Source organism: Streptosporangium nanhuense (assembly GCF_059358815.1).
Map to the genome: position 1 here is coordinate 212,718 of NZ_JCADBG010000016.1, position 18,475 is coordinate 231,192.

Consider the following 18,475-nt stretch of genomic DNA (forward strand, 5'->3'; position numbering starts at 1 on the left):
TATCGCGGGGATCCGCCATCGGTGCGCGGCCAGGGAGGGCTGAGGTGGATCAACACAGGCAGGCGTTGTCGGTGCGGGTGACCCATCACGGGCACTGCAGCGTGCTGGAGGTGGGCGGGCACCTGGACTTCATCACCGCCCCCACGCTCACCGGGTATGTCAACGAGGTCTGGGAGCTGAGCGCCGGTCCCCGCCTGGTGCTGGAGCTGTCGCAGCTGACCTTCTACGACTCCACCGCCCTGGGGATCCTGGCCGGCACCCGCCAGCGCATCCAAGACGCCGCCACCGGCCGGCTCCTGTTCGTGGGCGTCCCCGACGGCCTGCGGCATCTGCTGCGACGCACCGGCCTGCTGCTCCGCCTGGAGCTGCGCGACGACCTCGAAGAGGCCGTCGCCGAACTGCTCCCCCCTTCATGACGACTTCATGAGGATAGAAAATCTGCAGTGGTCGATGTAGACATTCATGTTGAGTGAGGGTATGGTTTCTGACATCGCAAGGAACGGATCCACGAGGGCGGCGCAGGAAGCAGGCATCACGAAGAGCCGCCCGGACGAGCGTGGACAGTGGAAGACGACGTGGAAAGACGGGCAGAAGGTCGGACGTGCCAGGACCGGGCGGTTGAAGGGTTCTGACCGTGGACGCGCTGCCACAGCTGTAGAGGTGAACGACGTGCGACGTCGGACGTGCCAGGGCCAGCGCAGGTGAAAGGGTCCCGGCCGTGGACGCGCAGTCGTTGCACGGACGCATGAGGTCGAAGAAGTACACATAGCGAAGGGAGTGTTGAACGCCATCAGGATCGCCCGTCGCCGGCTGATGTTCCGCCGCACGGGTACCGCAGTCCCACGGATTGGAAGGTGGTCTACGGTCACGCATACGCGATCCCCGCATCCCCGTCCCATCGGACGGCCGAAGCGGAAGAAACGGATCGGCCCCCAGGGCCGATAGATGGTGTTGAACCTCGTGGGCCCCGGCGCTTCAAGGCGCCGGGGCCCCTGTCGGCATTACGGGAAGGTTGTATGGACCAAGCACCGACGACGGTGGCCGTCCGCGTCGAGCCAAAGCTCCGCGGCACCACCGGCAAGGCTGAGACGGCCCGCCGGGTCACCAGCGCGGGGAGGGCCGATGAGCTCGGGTGACACCTCCGGTAACCGGTTCGACGACGAGGACTATCCCGCCTACAGCATGGGCCGGGCCGCCGAGATGCTCGGCGTCACCCCGGCGTTCCTGCGCAACCTGGGCACCGCCAGGCTGATCGAGCCGCAGCGCTCCGAGGGCGGCCACCGCCGTTACTCGCGCTACCAGCTCCGTCTGGCCGCCCGCGCCCGCGAGCTGGTCGACCAGGGCACCGCCCTGGAGGCCGCCTGCCGCATCATCATCCTGGAGGACCAGCTCGCCGAGGCCCTGCGCATCAACAGCGAACTCCAGCGGAGCCGCGACCACCAGTGACGAACCTCGCCCGCCGGAGAAGGTCAGGGCCCGGTGAGGCGGCGGTCTCCACGGGTGGTGACCACGAACACCTGCCAGTTGTAGTAGGCGTAGTAGTTTCTGATGTCCCGCTTGATCTGGCGGGCGTGCAGCTGCACCGCGTCGACGTACGCGTAGGAGTGGTTGTAGGCGTACAACGCGCGCCGGTAGTCGCGCGGCGCGCCCGACGCGCGCAGGTAGTTGGCGGCGGCGAGCAGGGAGTCACGGGTGTCCTGGATGTCGCCACCCATCCCGTACGCGTCCCACGTGCGCGGCATGAACTGCATCGGCCCCTTGGCGCCGGTGTGGCTCGGTGACCGCACCCGGCCGAACTTGGTCTCGACGAACATCACCGCCGCCAGCACCTCCCAGTCGACGCCGAACTTCCGCTCGGCGTACCGGAAGTGGCCGAGCAGGAAGTCGGCGGGCTTGGCCGGCTGGACACGGAACTTCGCCGCCCCGCTGATGGGCTTGACGAGGGAGCGCAGGCCACGGCCGGCCGTCACGTTGTCCCTCGCCTCCGCGGCCAGGGCCTTCGGCAGCCTGGCGTAGGTGCGGGAGGCGACCTGCGGGTTGAGGACCAGGTGGCGGTAGATGCGCTGCTGGTGCAGGGCCAGCAGCACCACCGGCTCGGGGGGCTGCCCCTTGGAGGGGTCGCCCTCGCGCCTCCAGGTGTCGATGGCGCGCCGGAGCTCCGCGGTGGTGCTGACGAGGGAGCGGGCCAGCCGCGACGGGTCGGAGGGGATCGCCGCGTCCGGGGCGGGCAGGGCGGGGGCCGCCTGTCCGGCTGGGGTCTGCCCCGCGGGGTCCGTCGCCGACAGCGGCTCTCTCTTCGGGGCGGGAGTCGCCGGTGCGGCACCGCTCTTCGAGGCCGCGTCCTGAGAGGCGCCGCTCCGTGAGGCGGCGTTCTGGGAGGCGTCGCCCTGCGAGGTGGCGCCCTGCGAGGTGGCGCAGCCTGAGATCGCGACGACCAGGCCGACGAGCGAGGCGACCACCGGCCTGCCACGTGACCGGCCCGTGCGCGCGCCCGGCGGCCCGCCCTCCGGGACGTCCGGCTGCGCGGGCGTCGTCCGCCCGCCCGGCCGGTGGCCACGCTCCGGCCGTGAAACCTCCGCGTGCTGATCGTTCATCGGCCCCAACGTACCCGAGCGGAGGCCTTCCGGGCCGCTTTCCCGAACAACGGGACTTATCGCGAAGGAGACCGTGGCCGTCAGGCCGGGCCGGCGTGGGCGGCCAGGACGCGCCAGCCGTACTCGTCCGTGTGCACCCAGGTCCGGGTGTAGCGCATCCGTCCCGCGAACGGCTCACCGGCGAACGTGCCCTCCAGCGTGCCGAGGAAGCAGGTGACACCCGTGCTCCCCTCGACGAGCACGGTGAGGTCCTCCTGGACGAGTCTCGTCATGATCTGGGTCCGCGAGCGGTGGTTGTGCAGATCGAGCTGTTTGGCCCCCGGATGACACGCACCGTCCGGCGGTCCGGTGAAGACGAGCCGATCGTCGAGCAGCCGGTCCAGCGCCTCGACGTCCCCGGAGAGCTGTGCCGCCTGCAGGCGTCGCTCGGCCTCCTGCAACGCGTCGACGGGGGTGCGGTCGGCCATGGCGATCCTTTCCGGAGAGGACGTTCGAGAGCCTAGACGAGAACCGGCGGGAGCGGATCACCTGGCGTACGGCCTTTCGGGGAAGGACTTTGGTCCTGATCCAATACGCCGAACAGCCCTGTTCCCGCCGGAGGCGCCGGGACCATCCTGAGATGAGGGGGGAGAGCTGCACGGCTGTCCGGGGAAGGAGACATGAGGCCGGCGACGACAAGGATCCTGTTCGGATTCGTCCTGGTGATCGTGACGATGGTGGGGACCACCGTGGCGGCGGCGATCGAGGACCGGCTTCCCGGCGACCAGCGACATTGCGTTTGGTGGAGGTGACCGGGGACGAGCGGTTCGTGACGGCGCTCACCGAGGACGACCTCAACTGCCGCCGAGAAATCCTGGCGTCGATGACCACCGCAGCCGCGGAGGAGCCCGCTCCCCGGTCCTGAGGGCGCCCCCGCAGGGCTTTCAGTCCTCGCTCGTCCGTTCCGCCGCCAGCACCAGCCGCCACGTCAGCTCCCCGGAGGCGGGGACCATCGCGGCGTCCCCGGGTCCCGCCTCGGCCAGGTCGAAGACCGCGCCGAGCATCGGCTCCACCCCGATGCTGCGGTACGGCGCGCGGGCGGGGAACCCGCCGAGGTTGCGCCACAGGGCGGTGGACACCGGCACCCCCTCGGGCGCCTCCACGCGCAGGTGGAGGACGTCGGGGCCGTCCACCACCCGGACGGCGGCACAGCGGAGCACGGCTCCGGCCGCGGTGCCGTCACAGGGGCCGAAGCGGCCGAGCGGCAGGCCCAGCGGGTCGGGCCAGCGGCCCTCCAGGTAGGGGGCGCCGGGGGGCCAGGGACGGGAGAGCATCCCCGCGGCCTCGGGGAAGATCCGGGTGGGTGTCCCGGCTGGGGCGACGAGCCGGGCGCCGTCGCCGAGGTCGAGCAGGGCGTGGGCGGCCCAGACGAACGCGTACCCCGGGTCGGCCGACAGGCGGTACTCGGCGACCACCGCCCCGGCCTCCCGGGTGACCACGCGCCGCAGCTCGAAGCCGTCGCCCCGTACGGAGCCCTCGCCCGCCGACCCGCTCCAGGGGCGGCTCCACGCGTCGCCGTGGTCGGGCAGGCCGCGCACCGTGGGGAGGCACTCCTCCAGGCCGCCCGCGTCGACGAAGTCCGCGCCGGGAACCACGCTCTCCCTGGCCGGGTCGGGGCGTGACCACAGCCACTCGCGGCCGCCACCGGCCAGCGAGGTCCATCTGCCGCCGCGTCCGAGATCGAAAAGGGGGCGCAGCGGGACCGGGACCGCCACCTTCCGGCGTACCCGGTCGCCCCGGTCTCCCGCCCGATCGCGGCCGGGCAGGCGGGGGCCTTCGTCGCTCGGGTCGGCCGCGCGGAGTTCTTCGCCGCCGGGGCCGGCCGCGCGGAGTTCCTCACCGCTCGGGCCGGCCGTGCGGAGCCTCTCGTCGCTCTGTCCGGTCACGCGGAGTCCTTCACCGCGCTCCAGCCGCCGTCCACGACCAGGCACGTCCCGGTGACGTACGAGCTCTCCTCGCAGGCGAGGAAGGTCACCGCGGCCGCCACCTCCTCGGGCCTGCCGAAGCGCGCGGCGGCGGTGCCGGCCACGCTGCGGAGACGGTCCTCCTCGCCGATGTCGTCCCAGGCGGGGGTGAGGATCGGCCCGGGGAGCACGGTGTTCACCCGAACCTCGGGGCCGTACTCCACGGCCAGCTGGCGGCCCAGCGACACCAGGCCGCCCTTGGCCGCGGCGTAGGCGGGGTGCGAGGGCAGGCCTGCCAGGGCGTGCACGGAGGAGCTGAGCACGATGGCGCCCCGGTTCGCCCGCAGGAGCCCGAGGCAGGCGTTGACCGCCAGGTACGTCGCCTTGAGGTTGACCGCGATCTGCCGGTCCCAGTCGGCCTCGGCCAGTTCGTGGGCGGGTGCCCGCGTCACCGTGCTGGCGTTGCTGTGCAGCACGTCGAGCCGCCCGAACCCGGCCCGCGCCGTGTCCGCGACCCGCCGCCAGGTGCGGGCGTCGGCCACGTCGCCGGTGATCGCCAGCACCCCGGGCCGGCCGGGGCCCTGTCCCGCCAGGTCGACCGCGATCACGCGCGCGTCCTCGTCCAGGAAGCGGTCCACCACCGCGGCGCCGATGCCGGAGGCCGTGCCGGTCACCACGGCGACCTTCCCGGACAGCAATCCCCGTCCCATGATCTACATCCCCCACATGGTGTGGAGCCCGCCCGGCCGGGCGACCTCCACGATCGGCCGGGCACGCGAGCGGTCGTTCGTCGCGGACCAGTCATGTCGTCGTTCACTGCGGACCAGTCAACACGCGGCGACCGGCCGCGAGGAATGTCCATTGCGCGGTACTGCCTGGACGATCCGACGGCGTGTGCCATACTGCTTCGATGCCGATCCAGGAGGGGTTCCTCAACCAGCGGCTCACCGTCGTGCCGCGCCGCGTCGTCGCCGAGGCACACGTCGGCCCGGTGACCAGACGCCTCATGGTCACCGACTGCGGTTACTACCCCAAGGCGGCGGACCACCTGATGGCTAGGCCGAACGGCACCGAGGAGACCGTTCTCATCCTGTGCGTGGCCGGCACCGGATGGGCCGATGTCGGCGGCGCCCAGCATCGCGTCGGGTCGAACACGGCGCTGGTGATCCCGCGCGGCGTCCCGCACTCCTACGGCGCGTCCGCCGACAACCCCTGGACGATCTGGTGGTGTCACCTGCGCGGCAGCGACCTGGCCGAGCTCGTCGAGGAGATCGGCGCGAGCGCGTCCAGGCCGCTGGTCCCCATCCGGCGTCTCGACCGGGCGGTCGCGCTGCTGGACGAGATCGTCACCATCCTCGAACGCGACCACTCACCGGCGAGCCGGATGGGAGCGGCCGGCGCGGCCTGGAAGCTGCTCACGCAGATCGTCGTCGACCGCGCCATGCCGGCGCCCGGCGACCCCCTGCAGCGGGCGATGGCCTACCTCGCCGAGCGGCTGGACAGCACGGTCCGGGTCGCCGACCTGGCGTCGCTGGTCGGCGTCTCCCCCTCCCACCTGAGCGCGATGTTCCGCCACGCGACCGGGGGCGGGGTGCTCGCGCACCACACGGCACTGCGGATGGCGCAGGCGCGCCACCTGCTCGACACGACGGACGCGACCGTCGCCACCATCGCCCGCGAGGTCGGCTACCCCGACCCGTTCTACTTCTCCCGCCACTTCAAGCGGATGCACGAGTCCAGCCCCACCGAGTACCGCAACCGCGCCAAGGGCTGAGCCCGGGCGCCGGCCCCGGTCACGACGCCGCCGCGAGCTCGGGAGGCGAGACCGCCGCCCGGGTCACGACGCCGCCGCGGGGCTCACGACGCGAGCCCGGCCGCACGCCCGGGTCACGACGCCACCGGACGGCTCGTGACGCGGATCAGCACCGAGCGGTCCACGTCCAGCGACGGCGCCTCGACACCGGCGAGCCGCAGCACCCGGCCGGGCAGGGTCACCCCGTCGCGCTGCCACGGCGGGAGCACGGTGCCGGGCGCGGGCGGGGAGCCCGGGTGGACGGCCTCGACGGTGTAGGTCCGCTCGTCGTCGAGCCCGGGGAGCCGGACGCGTCCCGGCGGCCAGGTCGACGGGCGCTCGACGACGCTGAAGGCGTACAGCGCCTGGCTCCGGTCGGCCGCCACGACACCCTGGAGGCGCAGCGCCGCGTCGGAGAGGTCGGCGTGCACGACCTCCCCCGAGTGCAACAACTCCCGGTGCTCCTTGTGGAACGCGATCCACCTCGCGAGCGCGGCGCGGGTCCCGTCGTCCATGCCGAGCAGGTCGACCTCGACGCCGAGGTGCCCCCACAGCGCCTTCTCCGCGCGGTAGTCGAGCGGATGCGTGCGGTGGGTCGTGTGCGTCTCCTCGGCGGCGACGTGCGTGCCCTGCATCTCCGGGGGCACCAGCAGCCCGGTCCAGCGCTGGATCTCCAGCCGCTCGTGCGGGTCGTTGCAGTCGCTCGGCCAGACCCGGTCGGCGTACTCCAGCACGCCGAGGTCGATACGGCCGCCGCCGCTGGCGCACGACTCGATCTCCAGCCCAGGGTGGGCGGCCTTGAGGTCCGCCATCAGCCGGTACGCCTGCCGGACCTGCTCGCGCACCCCCGGCCGCCCGTCGGGGCCGTGCCCGGCGTCGAGCAGGTACCGGTTGTGGTCCCACTTGACGTAGGCGATGCCGAGCGAGCCGATCAGGGCGCTCATCCGCTCCAGGAGGTGGGCGTACGCGTCCGGATGGCCCAGGTCGAGGACGTGCTGGTGACGGGAGGGCAGGCCGGGGCCGTGCCCCGCGTCGAAGATCCATTCCGGGTGCTCGCGGGCCAGGTCGGAGTCGAGGTTCACCATCTCCGGCTCGAACCAGAGCCCGAAGTCCATGCCGGCCTCGCGCACGCGGGCGACGAGCGGTTCGAGGCCCTGCGGCCAGACGGCCGGGTCGACCGTCCAGTCGCCCAGCGAGGTGGTGTCGTCCCTGCGGCCGAGGAACCAGCCGTCGTCCAGCACGAACCGCTCGGCGCCGATCTCCGCCCCGCGCTCGGCGAGCGCGGCCAGGGTCGCGAGGTCGTGCCGGAAGTAGACGGCCTCCCAGGTGTTCAGCACGACGGGCCTGGGCGAGCGGGGATGCTCGGGCCGCGACCGCAGGTACCGGTGGAACCGCGAGGCGAGGTCGTCCAGCCCCACGCCCCACGAGCCGTACTGCCACGGGCTCAGGTACGAGTCGCCCCGCCCGAGCACCACCTCGTCCGCGAGCAGCGCCTCTCCCGCCGCGAGATGCCTGGTGCCCGCCGGTGTCCGCTCGGCGGCGAGCACCTGGTTGCCGCTCCAGGCCAGGTGGGTCGCCCACACCGCCCCGTGCCGGAACCCGAACCCCTCCTGTCCGGCGACGAGCAGCAGCGTGTGTTCGAGGCCCGGCTTGCCGCCCCGCGAGGCCCGGACCCACTCCCCGACGTGGAACGGGCGCCGCTGCGGCACGCGTTCGAGCGCCCAGCGGCCGGTCAGGTCGAGGACCTCCGACGCGTCCGACGGCACGGGGAGGGCCGTCTCCAGGCCGCCGACGCGGTACGGCGTCTCGGCGTCGTTGGTGATCCGGGCCCGCTGGCGTACGAGGCCACCGGCGGCGAGCACCTGGATCTCGATGTCGGCGCTCAGGCCGTACTCCGGGTCGCGCGCCGTGCAGCGCAGCACCGGGCCGCCGGTGGCCGCGCCGTCTTCGTCGAGGTGGTAGGTCGCGTTCCGGAACTTCGGCGCCCAGCGGCGGCCGTCGCTGTCGCCGACGAGCCCCGGGCGCCCGAGCCAGCCCTCCGCCAGCTGGGGGAGCACCGGCACGGGCTGCGGGTAGGTGACCGCGCTGTCGCCGATGGCGGGGAGCGCGGCCCGGTGCAGGTCCGCCAGGGCGCCGTCCGCCAGCGCGCCGAGGTCCGCTCCCCAGTGCAGGACGCGCGGGAGCCGTCCGCCGTCGACGGCGACGACGAGGCTGGTGCCTCCCGCGCGCAGGTGCACCGGTACGTCGTTCGTTTCGTTGTTCACTGTGTGATCTTCCCTGTTTTCACTGTCATCCCTTGAGCCCGCTGCTCGCGATGCCCGCGAAGAACTGCCGCTGCAGGAGCAGGAAGACGATCACGAGCGGGACGGAGCACACGAACGCCCCGGCCATGAGGGTCGGGTAGTCCGTACCGAACTGTCCCTGCAGCCCCGCCAGCCCGACGGGCAGCGGCCGGTTCTCCCCCGAGGGCGAGACGATGAGCGGCCACAGGAGGTCGTTCCACGAGTAGAGGCCGGTCAGCACGGCGAGCGCGGCCAGCATCGGCCTGGCCATCGGGAGCATGACGTACCAGAACACCTGGAAGGTGTTGGCGCCGTCGAGCCGCGCGGCCTCCTCGTAGTCCTTGGGCATGGTGAGGAAGGCCTGGCGCATCAGGAAGGTGCCGAACGCCGAGAACAGGCCGGGAACGGCGAGCGCGGGGAGGGTGTCCAGCATCCCCATGCCCCGGATCAGCTCGTACTGGCCGATCAGGAACAGCTGGCTCGGCACCATCAGCATCGCGATGAACAGGCCGAACAGCGGGCCGCGGCCGCGGAAGGGGATGCGGGCGAAGGCGTACCCGGCGAGCGCCGCGACCGCGAGCTGACCGGCGACCCGCAGGACCAGCGATCCGACCGAGACCGCGAACATCGACCAGAACGGCACGGTCGTGAAGAACGTCGCGAACGCGTCCAGGCCGAAGCTCTCCGGCAGGATCGCCGGCGGGATCCTGGTCGCCTCGGCGGTCGACTTGAACAGGGTGAGGATCTGCCAGACGAACGGCACCACCATGATCACGGCCGCGAGGACGAGAACGACGTGGATCGGCCAGGTGGTGGCCTTCTTCCGGCGTGGCTTCGAAAGGGTGGTGGTCTCAGCCATAGAACACCCACGATCTCTGGAGACGGAACTGCAGGGCCGTGGCGATCATGATCACCATGAGCAGCACGATCGCGATCGCGGCTCCGTAGCCCTGGTCGAACTGGACGAACGCCTTCTCGTAGAAGAGGTAGACGATCGTCTTGGAGTCGGCGAGGGCGGTGTTGTTCACCCCGCGCAACATGACGAAGATCAGGTCGAACATCTGCAGGGCGGCGATCACGTTGAGGATCGTGACGAAGAAGATGCTCGGGCTGAGCAGCGGCACGGTGATGTGCCGGAACTGCCGCACGCGGCCCGCGCCGTCCAGGGCGGAGGCCTCGTAGAGCTCCTTCGGGATGGCCTGCAGCCCGGCGCCCAGGATGATCAGGTTGATGCCGAGGCCCATCCAGATGCCCACCACGCCGAACGCGTAGATCGTGAACCTGGGGTCGGCCACCCAGAACTGCCCGGAGACGCCGAACCACGACAGCACCGAGTTCAGCAGCCCGAAGTCGCCGTTGTAGATGAACCGCCAGACCATGCCGATCGTGACCGGCAGGGTGACCACGGGCAGGAAGAAGAGCACCCGGTAGACCGCCCGCCCCCGGCCGACCTGCTCGACCAGCGCCGCCAGCACGATGGCGACCGGGATGCCGAGCAGGATGATCGCGGTGTAGAGGGCGGAGTTGCCGAACGCCTTCCAGAAGTCCTCGTCGCCGACGAGGTTCGCGTAGTTGTCCAGCCCCACGAAGGTGGCGGGCCCGAACGCGGGCACGTCCTGGAAGCTCTTGATCATGGTGGACAGGAACGGCCACAGGTAGAGGGCGGCCAGGCCGATCACCGCCGGGGCGACGAACGCGGCCGCCCACCAGCCGCTGGGCTGACCGACGCCCGTGCGGCGGCCGGCCGGCCGCCGCACGGGCTCCGTCGCCCTCACGGGCTTCGTCGTCACGGACGTCATCGCTTCGCGAGCACCTCGTCGACGGCGGCCTGGTACTCCGTGGCCGCCTCCTGCACGGGCTTCTTGCCCTCCCACGCTGGGGCCAGGTACTGCGCGGCGAGGCCCTGCCACTCCGACGCGTTGCCGGCGACCGGGAGGGGGACGCCGTACTCGATGGCGTCGATGAACACCTGCAGCTTGAACTCGGGCATCGCGTCGAGCCACGGCTGCTGCGTCCCCTTGTACGCGGGGAGCACCGTCCCGGTGGCGGCCTGGATCTCGGCGGCCTTGGTCCCGCCCAGGAAGGCGAGGAACCTCTTCAGCTCCTCGGGGTGCTTGCTGCCCGCGTACCCGGCGTTGCCGATGCCGCTGGTGACGGTGGCGCGCTTGACGCCCTGCGGCAGCGGCGCGACGTCGACCTTGCCCTTCAGGCCGGCGTTCTTGTGGAAGCGGAAGGCCCAGTACGCGCCGGAGAAGTACATGGCGACCTTCTGGTTCTCGAACATCGAGACAGCCTCGGTGTCCGACAGCTGCTGCAGCGTCGGCGACGAGCCGGCCGCCTGCAGGTCGGTCCAGAACTTCAGGCCGGCGACGCTCTCCGGGCTCGCGAAGCCGGACGCGGTGCCCTCGTCGTTGATGATCGACCCGCCGGCCTGCAGGATCGTGTTGTAGTAGCCGCCCTGCGGGTCGATCGGCGCCGCGACGCCCCACACGCCCTTGGCCTTGTCGGTCAGCTTCTTGGCGGCGTCCTGCACGTCCTGCCAGCCCCAGGTGTCGTCCGGGTAGGCGACCTCGGCGGCGTCGAAGAGCGCCTTGTTGTACCAGATGCCGTTGGTGTCGAAGTCCTTCGGCAGCGCGAACAGCTTGCCCTCGTAGGTGTAGGAGTCGGTGACCGCCTTGGGGTAGACGCCCGTGTCGATGCCACCGGCCTTCACCGTCTCCGACAGGTCGAGCAGCTGGCCGCCCCTGGCGTACTCGCGGAAGTGGTCGGCGAGCATCCAGAACGCGTCGGGCGCGGTCCCGCCCGCGGCGCCGACCTGGAGCGTGGACCAGTACTCGGTCCACGGCAGCGTCTGGACCTTGACGGTGATGTCCGGGTTCGCCTTCTGGAACTCCGCGGCGATCTGCTCCATCGCGGGGGTCTGGTCCTCGCTCCAGTTGGCGTAGGTGAGGGTGACCTTCTCGCCCGGCGCGGCAGCCGATCCCGACCCGGATCCGGACCCGCAGGCCGTGAGAAGTGTCGTCGCCGTGACCATCGCCACGGCCGCCATCCACGTGCTTTTCATGGTGTTCCTCTGGTTGTGCCGTTGATCGTGCCGTGCTGTTGCCGGCCGGGCGTCATCGGTTCGTAGGGGGGACGTGCAGGGTCGTGTCGACCCAGTCGACGTGCACACCGGCGTCGTCCGGTGTGGCCGTCTCGCTGCGCAGGCACAGGGTCCGGACGCCCGGCACCTCCAGGCTGAACTCCGTGACGGGCCTGCCCGCCTCGACGACGGCGGTGAACAGCTCACGGTCGTCACCGAGCACGCGGACCCTGGCACCGCCGGTCGACTCGTCGTCCACCCCGACCGCGCCGGTGAACGTCCCCACGCGCCCGCCGAGGTGGAAGCGCGCCTCCGAGTACGGCGCCGTGCCGAGCCCGCGTTCGAACCCCCGCCCCGCCACCCGCATGGGGCGGCCGTCGCCGGGGTTGCCCGCCCCGTTCGACTGGTCCCGCTCGACGGGTCCGTCGTCGTTGACGAAGGCGATCATCGGCAGGTCGGACAGGGCGTGGTCGCCGGGCGTCAGGGGTCGTACGACACGCACGTGCGACACGACAGGCACCTGAGCGTCGCCGCCGCTTTCCCCGCGCTCGCCGTCCCGCTCGACCGTCACGACGCCGAGACGCCCGGGGCGCAGCGAGGCGTCGGGGCGGACGGCCCAGCCGGTCTCGCCGACGCGGCCGGCCGACCAGCCGGGGGGAAGGCGCAACCGGACACCGGCGTCGGTCGTGATCGACGCGGTCCCGTCCGCGCCGACCTCGGCGACGGCCGGGTAGGCGGCCGGCAGGGCACGGCGCGGCCGGGGCCCGGCCCGGAACAGCTCGGTGCCCGCCGGGGCGACGACGGCGACGAATCCGCCGTCACGGGCGACCTCGACGTCGATCGCCCCGCCGGCGGTCGTGGTCGTCTCGACGAGCCCGGTCGCGGGCACCTCGCCGGTCATGGGCGACGCGTCGCCGACGATCCACACCTGGGCGTCCGCCCCCACCCCGAGCGCGTCGAGCGGCACGTGGATCGTACGGGCCTCACCGGTGGCGATGCCGCCCACGAACCACCGGTCGCCGGAGCGGCGGGCGATGACCGCGTGGCTGTCGGGGTCGCCCGCCAGCAGCACCGTCTCCGCCCAGTACGGCGCCTGCTCCGCCAGGAACCGCGCCGCGAGCGGGCGGCCGGCGTAGGCGTCGACATGATCGGCGAAGTGGGTGATCCCGCACTCGAACGCCACCGACAGCCCGAGCTCGTGCCCGTCGCTGGTCGTGCGGTTCGCGGCGCCGAACGCGACCGGCGTGGCGTCCATGCCGCCCACGACGTTGCGGGTGAACGGCTGGACGACGTTGTGCGCGGCGGTGAGCGCCTGGTTCTCGAAGAACACGTAGTACTCGGCGCCGCGGATCGCCTCGTACCCGATCACCTGCGGGAACGTGCGCGACCAGCCGCGCGGGATGACCGAGCCGTGGAAGTTGACCATGAGGCCGAGCCGCGCGGTCTCGGCGAGGATCGTGTCGTACCAGCGGTAGCGGTCCTTCGACTCCGACTCCATGAAGTCGACCTTGATCCCCGCGACGCCCCAGGACCGCCACAGCGCCAGCCTCCGCAGGTCCTCCGGGCTGTTCAGGTCGCGCCAGATCGTCCACAGGTGCACCTGGACACCCCGGCCGGCCGCGTAGGAGACGATCTCCGGCACCCAGGTCTCCTCCCACCCGCAGTCGATGAGCAGGTGTTCCCAGCCGAGGTCGGCGGCGACGTCGACGAAGTGCCGCTGCTTGTCCAGCTGCGCGCCCGAGTAGAAGTCCGACCACCACGACCAGGCCGCCCGCCCCGGCCGGACCCACGCCGCCTCCTCCAGCTCGGGGGAGGCCGCGGGCGCCAGCTCGTCGACGAGCAGCGAGGACACCAGCTCCGCCAGGGTCCCGACGAGGAGGACCCGCCACGGCGTGACGACGCCCCGGGTGACCTCGACACTCTCGTCGGCGAGAGTGAACCGCAGCGTCCGCCCGCCATCTGTCTCAGGCTCGTCCGCCTCGACGTGCGCGCCCGCGAACCGGCCGTCGATCCCCGACTCGGTGATCAGCACGTGCTTCGTCCCGTCCAGCCGGGCCAGGAACGGGAGCCCGTACGCGCCGCTCGCCAGCTCGGCGCTGCCGGCCCCGAAGCGGGGCGTCTCGTACCAGGTCTGGTAGTCGAGCACCCAGCTCCGCGACCCGGGGGGGGAGCGTGACGGCGGTGCGGTCGCCCGTGACGCGGGCGGTCCCGTCCAGGGCGGGCAGCGCGTAGCGGATCGCGACGCCGTCGCGCGCGACGCGCAGGACGACCTGCCATTCGACGCCGCCCGCCTCGCGGAAGGCGTACACGCTCTCGCGGTGCTCGTAGTCGTGCTCGCCGGCCGACTTGCCGGAGCGGGCGCGGAACCGGTCGCGGACCGTACGTTCCGAGACACGCGTCAGCTCCGCGTCCGCCGTCCCCAGCTCCGTGCCGTCGAGCACGAACCCGAGCCGGACCCCGTCGAGGACGATCTCCTCCCGCCAGGTGACGGTCAACCGCACTCCCGCGCCGGTGTTCTCGACCCGGGCGTCGACCGGACCCGCGTTCGCCGCGGGTCGGGAGCGTACTTCGTCGGTCACCACGTTCTCCATCAGATGCCGTCCAGCTGCTTGAGCGGTGCAGAGCCACCGCCACATATCAATGACGCTATCGGCCGGGTAATTCCTCGTGAAATGGGCTTTTGTAGGTAAGGGATGGACGATTCGACGGTTCAGGTGGGGCGGCGTCCGGCCGCGTCGCCCCACCCGGGGGTTCCGCCGGAAGGTCGAGGAGCATCGCCGTCCTGGCCGCCACGGCGACCAGGACTGGGCGGCGAGGCCCGGTTCGTTGCGGCATCTCGCCTCCGGTCAGGACGAGGGACTGGACGTCACCATGGCGTATTCGCTCGGGTGAGGTAACTATGAGTCCAGCCGGGAGCCGCAGGAATGGTGGAAACGGCGGTATGGCTGGACGATCCGACTATCCATCGGTGTGCCATGGGGGAACACGGGACCGGTGCTGGACTGCTACGGGATGGTTACGGCGCCCGAGCACCAGGTCAAAAGAGTGATCACACGGCAACCGGTCGGCGACCAACGATCAGCGGTGTCCGCCGGTTCGGGATCCCCGGCGCCACCCCCTGGGCCGGCGAACGCCTACCGCTGTCGTACCAGGTCCAGAGCCCTTGTCGGGGCCGAGCCCGGCACGGTGGAAAACCACCTAGTTATAGAACCGAAAGGTAATGAAAGTAGCTGCCGACGTTCTCGACGCGACGTTCGCCGCGCTGGCCGACCCGACCCGGCGAGCGATCCTGGCCCGCCTGATGGAGGGCGAGGCCACGGTGACCGAGCTGGCCGCGCCCTTCGCGATGAGCCAGCCGGGCATCTCCAAACACCTGCGGGTGCTGGAGCGCGCCGGCCTGATCTCCCGCGGCCGCGACGCGCAGCGCAGACCCTGCCGCCTGGAGGCCGCCCCGCTCAGGGACGCCGTGGACTGGCTGGCGAACTACCGCTCCTACTGGGAGGAGAGCTACCAGAGGCTGGACGCCCTGCTCGGCGAGCTGGAGCCCGGCGGAGCGAGCGCCGCAGGACAGCAGAGCCCGCGACCTGACGATGTGACGAACGTCGCCCACGACATGACGGTCGGCACGCTGCGCGGCCTGCACCTGGTGGTGAGCGACATCGAGGAGGCCCGCGCGGCACTCATCGAACGCGGTGTGGACGTGGGCCCGGTCGAGGACCGGGGCGGCGTCCACTACGCCGCCTTCGCCGACCCGGACGGCAACACCTGGACCCTTTAGTACATGCCCTGGCGCGTCTGAGGACGCTTTCGAAGCCGTTCAGTAGGGCAAGCACGTGTCTGGCCGGGGCTGAGGTGTTCCGGCTTCGATGGAGACCAGGGTGCACACCCCACCCGGGGATGGAGGCTTTCAGGCGTCCACCCCGGTGTCCGGGCCACAGCGAGCCGGTCTGTGGGTGCCGAAGTCGTGGATGGCGTCGTCGACTCGATCCGGGTTGGCGAAGGTCACCTCGATGATCCTTGCCACGGGTATGTCCTGCGCGGCAGTAGTGCGGTCCACGCGTCGCTGCACCACTCTCGCTCCGATGCCGCAGTAGCCGTCCGGCTACTGCGGATCCGGTGCCAGTTTTAGCTTTTCAGCCGCCCAGATGTCTGCGACGAGGTGAGCTCGCCGCTTATAGGCCACGATCCCGTGCCAGCGCCCCGTTCGGTCTTTCCGCCATTGCAGGAGCATGCCCTCTTTGGATCCCGAGCCGGTCGATATCAAGCAGTTTTTGATCTTCGTGTAGTCGGTTTCCAAGGGCAGACACAGGACACATCCGACCCGATCGTCCATCGTACGGAGAAGGCTGAGCTTGGACACGGTGACTCGGGTTCCGTGCCCGCAATGCTCTGCCAGATGCGTATCGGCTATCAGGGCCAGGCAGTCGTGAAAGGTGTGGTAAAGAACGTGAGGCCGGGAGCCAGGCAGAACCAAGGCTGAGCCGACAGGCGCGCGGGGGATGGCGAGGAGCCGCTGGGGCTGGTGAGTGTCGTAGAGCTCGGCCTCGTGGTCGCGAGGCTTCTGGGGGTCGAATTTACGCGTGAACCGTCTGACCATCGTCCCGCTTTCGTAGGCGTTTCAAGGTGTTGGGTGTGCGTAGACCGAGAATCTCTCATCGATCGTGAGGCTGTCGCAACGGGTTTTCACAGCCGTGGCGCTACATATATGGAGTCATCCTCGGGCCGCCGGTCTCTCCAACCGGCCACCCCATGTCCATTCACCGTGAAACACCGGCGTGACCGTTTGTTTTGGGCCGATTCCAATGCGGTGTTCCCGCGGGCGCGGGCCTGCAGGTATGAATGGGACGCCACGACGTTCACGGACGTTCGGTACGGGTGGGGTCGCCGCGTACGAGCTCGTCGTGGATGTGCCAGCGGGCGGTGGTGGCGGCGCGCCCCGCCTCCTCGTCGCCGTGCTCGATGCGCTGCCGCAGCAGTCGCATGGCGATGCCGCGGTTGAGGCTGAACCGCCGCTCGGTGTCGACCACGACGACGATCCCCGAGGGCCGGTGGGTCGCCCGCACCGCCGTGCTGGCCTTGTTGCGATGCTGACCGCCGGGGCCGCCGGTGCGGCAGGCGACGATGTCGACGTCCGCCTCCGCGAACGTCGTGCGCGGTGTGTCGACCTGGCACGGCCGGGCGACGACGTACCAGTTCTTCCGGCCCGTGCCGGTCCGGTACGGGCTGGGGGCCTGCCAGCACAGGGTTCCGGTCCAGGAGGCGGCGAACGCCTCGGCGCCGGCTCCCGAGATCCGGATCAGGGCCGACCGGTAGGTGCCGGGCCGGTCACCGGGGACGGTCTCGGCCCGATGGATCTCCAGGCCCTGCCGGGTGGCGTCGGCTTCCAGGCGGCGCAGCAGCCGGGCCAGCGCCCAGGCGCACTCCTGCGGGCCGCGCCCGGCCGACAGGAGCAGGTGGACGCTCGCCGCCGGCCTCTCGCGCGCGCTCACGACCGGCCTCGCTTCCGGCGGCGGTCCCGCTGGGGCGCGGACCCGAGGTCAGGCGTCTTGTAGGTGACCAGGGGGATCGTGGTGGCCACGGGCGTGGCCAGGTCGTGGTCGACGAGGTCGGAGATCACCTGCTCGATGCGCTTGTAGGCCGTCGGCGCCTCCTCGAAGAGCAGCTGACGGTCTCCGCACACCACCAGCGACCCCACCGGCGTGCGGCGCAGCTCCTCGACCGTGTGCTTGGCCCTGCCCCGGCGCAGGGCGTCCGCACGCGACATCTTGCGGCCCGCGCCGTGCGCGACGGAATGACCGGCGTCCGGCCCGGCGTGGGCGGCCACGAGGTAGGAGGGGGTGCCTCGCGTACCGGCGATGAGCACGTCGTTGCCGTCACCCGGCGCCGCGCCCTTGCGGTGCAGGTAGACCCCGTCGCGGATCTCGACCAGGTTGTGGCACTGGTCGACGAGCGGCTCGGCGGGCTCGGCCCCCAGGGCATGGGCGACCCGGGCGGCCATCAACCGCCGGTTGAGCGATCCCCAGCGTACGGCGGCGTCGTGCATCGCCAGGTAGGCGCCGGGATCGGGGGCCGGGCCCGCGCCGTGGACCTCGGTGTGCGCCCGCAGGATCCGCTCGCCCAGCCCCCGGGAACCGCTGTGGACGACGAGGACCAGGTCGCCTTCGGCGAGTCCGAGACGGCTCGCGTGATCCGGCTCGAAGACGGTCCCGATCCGTGCCAGCTCGACGAAGTGGTTGCCCCGGCCGACCGTCCCGAGGCCCTCGGTGTGACCCGCGGGGATGTCGCCCTTCACGACGGCCCAGGCCGGGTCGTCGGCGTCCCGCTCGGGATCCAGCGCGCGGTCGAGGTCGGGGAAGCGGGCGGCGAGCTTCTCGGGCACGACGCGCTTGAGCCTCATGGGGAACACCGCGATGCCGCAGCCGATGTCGGAGCCCACCAGGAACGGGTACAGCACGGTCGACGCCATGGCGGCGCCGATGGGAGCGCCCTTTCCCGGGTGCAGGTCCGGCATGGCGGCGACGTGCCTCATGCCGTCGAGGGCGGCCACCTGATGGCACTGCGCGAGGGCGTCGGACTCGATCCAGCTCGCGGGGGAGGCGAACACGCTGACGGTGGCCGAACCCGTGGCCGCGGTGGAGGACAGCGGGGACTCCGGCCGGGAGTGTCGCTGAGACAAGGAAACTCGCTTCCCGCAAAAAGGGGTGGGCTGACGGCATCGCGACGCGCGTCGGCGCCGTGGCATCTCTGGGGGCGGGGTGCTGTCCGTCAGATCGTCATGGACA

Annotated in this window: 17 protein-coding genes and 1 pseudogene; 6 read left to right on the plus strand and 12 right to left on the minus strand. The window is 71.4% G+C overall.

Annotated features, from left to right (window positions below; all coding sequences use genetic code 11):
• The first annotated feature begins 44 nt into the window (after positions 1 to 44).
• Positions 45 to 416, plus strand: coding sequence for an STAS domain-containing protein (locus AC5L38_RS28785; RefSeq protein WP_495245960.1), 372 nt, complete (start codon positions 45 to 47; stop codon positions 414 to 416).
• Positions 417 to 1,122: 706 nt separating this feature from the next.
• A complete protein-coding gene (locus tag AC5L38_RS28790; protein WP_495245961.1) occupies positions 1,123 to 1,446 on the plus strand; it encodes a MerR family transcriptional regulator in 324 nt (107 codons plus the stop codon).
• A gap of 23 nt (positions 1,447 to 1,469) precedes the next feature.
• Here the strand turns inward: AC5L38_RS28790 and AC5L38_RS28795 are convergent, their stop codons facing one another.
• Positions 1,470 to 2,594, minus strand: a complete 1,125-nt coding sequence (locus AC5L38_RS28795) for a lytic transglycosylase domain-containing protein (protein ID WP_495245962.1) — start codon at positions 2,592 to 2,594, stop codon at positions 1,470 to 1,472.
• Between the two features lie 80 nt (positions 2,595 to 2,674).
• Positions 2,675 to 3,061, minus strand: coding sequence for a nuclear transport factor 2 family protein (locus tag AC5L38_RS28800; RefSeq protein ID WP_495245963.1), 387 nt, complete (start codon positions 3,059 to 3,061; stop codon positions 2,675 to 2,677).
• A gap of 192 nt (positions 3,062 to 3,253) precedes the next feature.
• Between AC5L38_RS28800 and AC5L38_RS28805 the strand changes: the two genes are divergently transcribed.
• Together AC5L38_RS28805 and AC5L38_RS28810 are read left to right on the plus strand one after the other, a co-directional pair.
• Positions 3,254 to 3,385, plus strand: a complete 132-nt coding sequence (locus AC5L38_RS28805; protein ID WP_495245964.1) for a hypothetical protein — start codon at positions 3,254 to 3,256, stop codon at positions 3,383 to 3,385.
• Positions 3,376 to 3,498, plus strand: a complete 123-nt coding sequence (locus AC5L38_RS28810; RefSeq protein ID WP_495245965.1) for a hypothetical protein — start codon at positions 3,376 to 3,378, stop codon at positions 3,496 to 3,498. The genes AC5L38_RS28805 and AC5L38_RS28810 overlap by 10 nt, the downstream gene beginning before the upstream one ends.
• Positions 3,499 to 3,517: 19 nt before the next feature.
• Here the strand turns inward: AC5L38_RS28810 and AC5L38_RS28815 are convergent, their stop codons facing one another.
• Both AC5L38_RS28815 and AC5L38_RS28820 read right to left on the minus strand, forming a co-directional pair.
• On the minus strand, positions 3,518 to 4,519 hold the full coding sequence (locus AC5L38_RS28815; protein ID WP_495245966.1) for a hypothetical protein: 1,002 nt from the start codon (positions 4,517 to 4,519) through the stop codon (positions 3,518 to 3,520).
• Entirely contained in the window at positions 4,516 to 5,247 is a 732-nt protein-coding gene (locus AC5L38_RS28820) for an SDR family NAD(P)-dependent oxidoreductase (RefSeq protein ID WP_495245967.1), read from the minus strand. The genes AC5L38_RS28815 and AC5L38_RS28820 overlap by 4 nt, the downstream gene beginning before the upstream one ends.
• A 200-nt stretch (positions 5,248 to 5,447) precedes the next feature.
• Between AC5L38_RS28820 and AC5L38_RS28825 the strand changes: the two genes are divergently transcribed.
• Entirely contained in the window at positions 5,448 to 6,311 is an 864-nt protein-coding gene (locus tag AC5L38_RS28825) for a helix-turn-helix domain-containing protein (RefSeq protein ID WP_495245968.1), read from the plus strand.
• A 113-nt stretch (positions 6,312 to 6,424) separates the two neighbouring features.
• On the opposite strand, the gene AC5L38_RS28830 is transcribed toward AC5L38_RS28825, so the two are convergent.
• The 6 genes and pseudogenes from AC5L38_RS28830 to AC5L38_RS28855 all read right to left on the minus strand — a co-directional run.
• Complete coding sequence (locus tag AC5L38_RS28830; protein ID WP_495245969.1) at positions 6,425 to 8,593, minus strand: alpha-galactosidase; 2,169 nt, start codon at positions 8,591 to 8,593, stop codon at positions 6,425 to 6,427.
• A 25-nt stretch (positions 8,594 to 8,618) separates the two neighbouring features.
• Entirely contained in the window at positions 8,619 to 9,470 is an 852-nt protein-coding gene (locus AC5L38_RS28835) for a carbohydrate ABC transporter permease (RefSeq protein ID WP_495245970.1), read from the minus strand.
• On the minus strand, positions 9,463 to 10,410 hold the full coding sequence (locus tag AC5L38_RS28840; protein ID WP_495245971.1) for a carbohydrate ABC transporter permease: 948 nt from the start codon (positions 10,408 to 10,410) through the stop codon (positions 9,463 to 9,465). Before AC5L38_RS28840 ends, AC5L38_RS28835 begins: the two co-directional genes overlap by 8 nt.
• Positions 10,407 to 11,675: an ABC transporter substrate-binding protein gene (locus AC5L38_RS28845; protein WP_495245972.1), complete on the minus strand. Its 1,269-nt coding sequence runs from the start codon at positions 11,673 to 11,675 to the stop codon at positions 10,407 to 10,409. Before AC5L38_RS28845 ends, AC5L38_RS28840 begins: the two co-directional genes overlap by 4 nt.
• Positions 11,676 to 11,727: 52 nt before the next feature.
• Entirely contained in the window at positions 11,728 to 13,839 is a 2,112-nt protein-coding gene (locus tag AC5L38_RS28850; RefSeq protein WP_495245973.1) for a glycoside hydrolase family 97 catalytic domain-containing protein, read from the minus strand.
• Between the two features lie 31 nt (positions 13,840 to 13,870).
• Positions 13,871 to 14,329, minus strand: a pseudogene (locus tag AC5L38_RS28855) (glycoside hydrolase family 97 N-terminal domain-containing protein); the annotation flags it as partial.
• Positions 14,330 to 14,913: 584 nt separating this feature from the next.
• On the opposite strand from AC5L38_RS28855, the gene AC5L38_RS28860 reads away from it, so the two are divergent.
• Positions 14,914 to 15,471 carry a metalloregulator ArsR/SmtB family transcription factor gene (locus tag AC5L38_RS28860; RefSeq protein WP_495245974.1) on the plus strand — a complete coding sequence of 186 codons (558 nt, stop codon included), beginning with the start codon at positions 14,914 to 14,916 and terminating at the stop codon, positions 15,469 to 15,471.
• A 1,078-nt stretch (positions 15,472 to 16,549) separates the two neighbouring features.
• On the opposite strand, the gene prfH is transcribed toward AC5L38_RS28860, so the two are convergent.
• Positions 16,550 to 17,182 carry a peptide chain release factor H gene (gene prfH / locus AC5L38_RS28865; RefSeq protein WP_495245975.1) on the minus strand — a complete coding sequence of 211 codons (633 nt, stop codon included), beginning with the start codon at positions 17,180 to 17,182 and terminating at the stop codon, positions 16,550 to 16,552.
• A complete protein-coding gene (locus AC5L38_RS28870) occupies positions 17,179 to 18,369 on the minus strand; it encodes an RNA ligase RtcB family protein (RefSeq protein ID WP_495245976.1) in 1,191 nt (396 codons plus the stop codon). The genes prfH and AC5L38_RS28870 overlap by 4 nt, the downstream gene beginning before the upstream one ends.
• Positions 18,370 to 18,475 lie beyond the last annotated feature (106 nt).

Excerpts from the sequence above, each read along its gene's own strand:
- AC5L38_RS28795 (WP_495245962.1), bottom strand. The coding sequence starts at position 2,594 with ATGAACGATCAGCACGCGGAGGTTTCACGGCCGGAGCGTGGCCACCGG.
- AC5L38_RS28805 (WP_495245964.1), top strand. The coding sequence starts at position 3,254 with ATGAGGCCGGCGACGACAAGGATCCTGTTCGGATTCGTCCTGGTGATC.
- AC5L38_RS28860 (WP_495245974.1), top strand. The coding sequence starts at position 14,914 with ATGAAAGTAGCTGCCGACGTTCTCGACGCGACGTTCGCCGCGCTGGCC.
- AC5L38_RS28835 (WP_495245970.1), bottom strand. The coding sequence starts at position 9,470 with ATGGCTGAGACCACCACCCTTTCGAAGCCACGCCGGAAGAAGGCCACC.
- AC5L38_RS28840 (WP_495245971.1), bottom strand. The coding sequence starts at position 10,410 with ATGACGTCCGTGACGACGAAGCCCGTGAGGGCGACGGAGCCCGTGCGG.
- AC5L38_RS28825 (WP_495245968.1), top strand. The coding sequence starts at position 5,448 with ATGCCGATCCAGGAGGGGTTCCTCAACCAGCGGCTCACCGTCGTGCCG.
- AC5L38_RS28800 (WP_495245963.1), bottom strand. The coding sequence starts at position 3,061 with ATGGCCGACCGCACCCCCGTCGACGCGTTGCAGGAGGCCGAGCGACGC.
- AC5L38_RS28845 (WP_495245972.1), bottom strand. The coding sequence starts at position 11,675 with ATGAAAAGCACGTGGATGGCGGCCGTGGCGATGGTCACGGCGACGACA.
- AC5L38_RS28820 (WP_495245967.1), bottom strand. The coding sequence starts at position 5,247 with ATGGGACGGGGATTGCTGTCCGGGAAGGTCGCCGTGGTGACCGGCACG.
- AC5L38_RS28790 (WP_495245961.1), top strand. The coding sequence starts at position 1,123 with ATGAGCTCGGGTGACACCTCCGGTAACCGGTTCGACGACGAGGACTAT.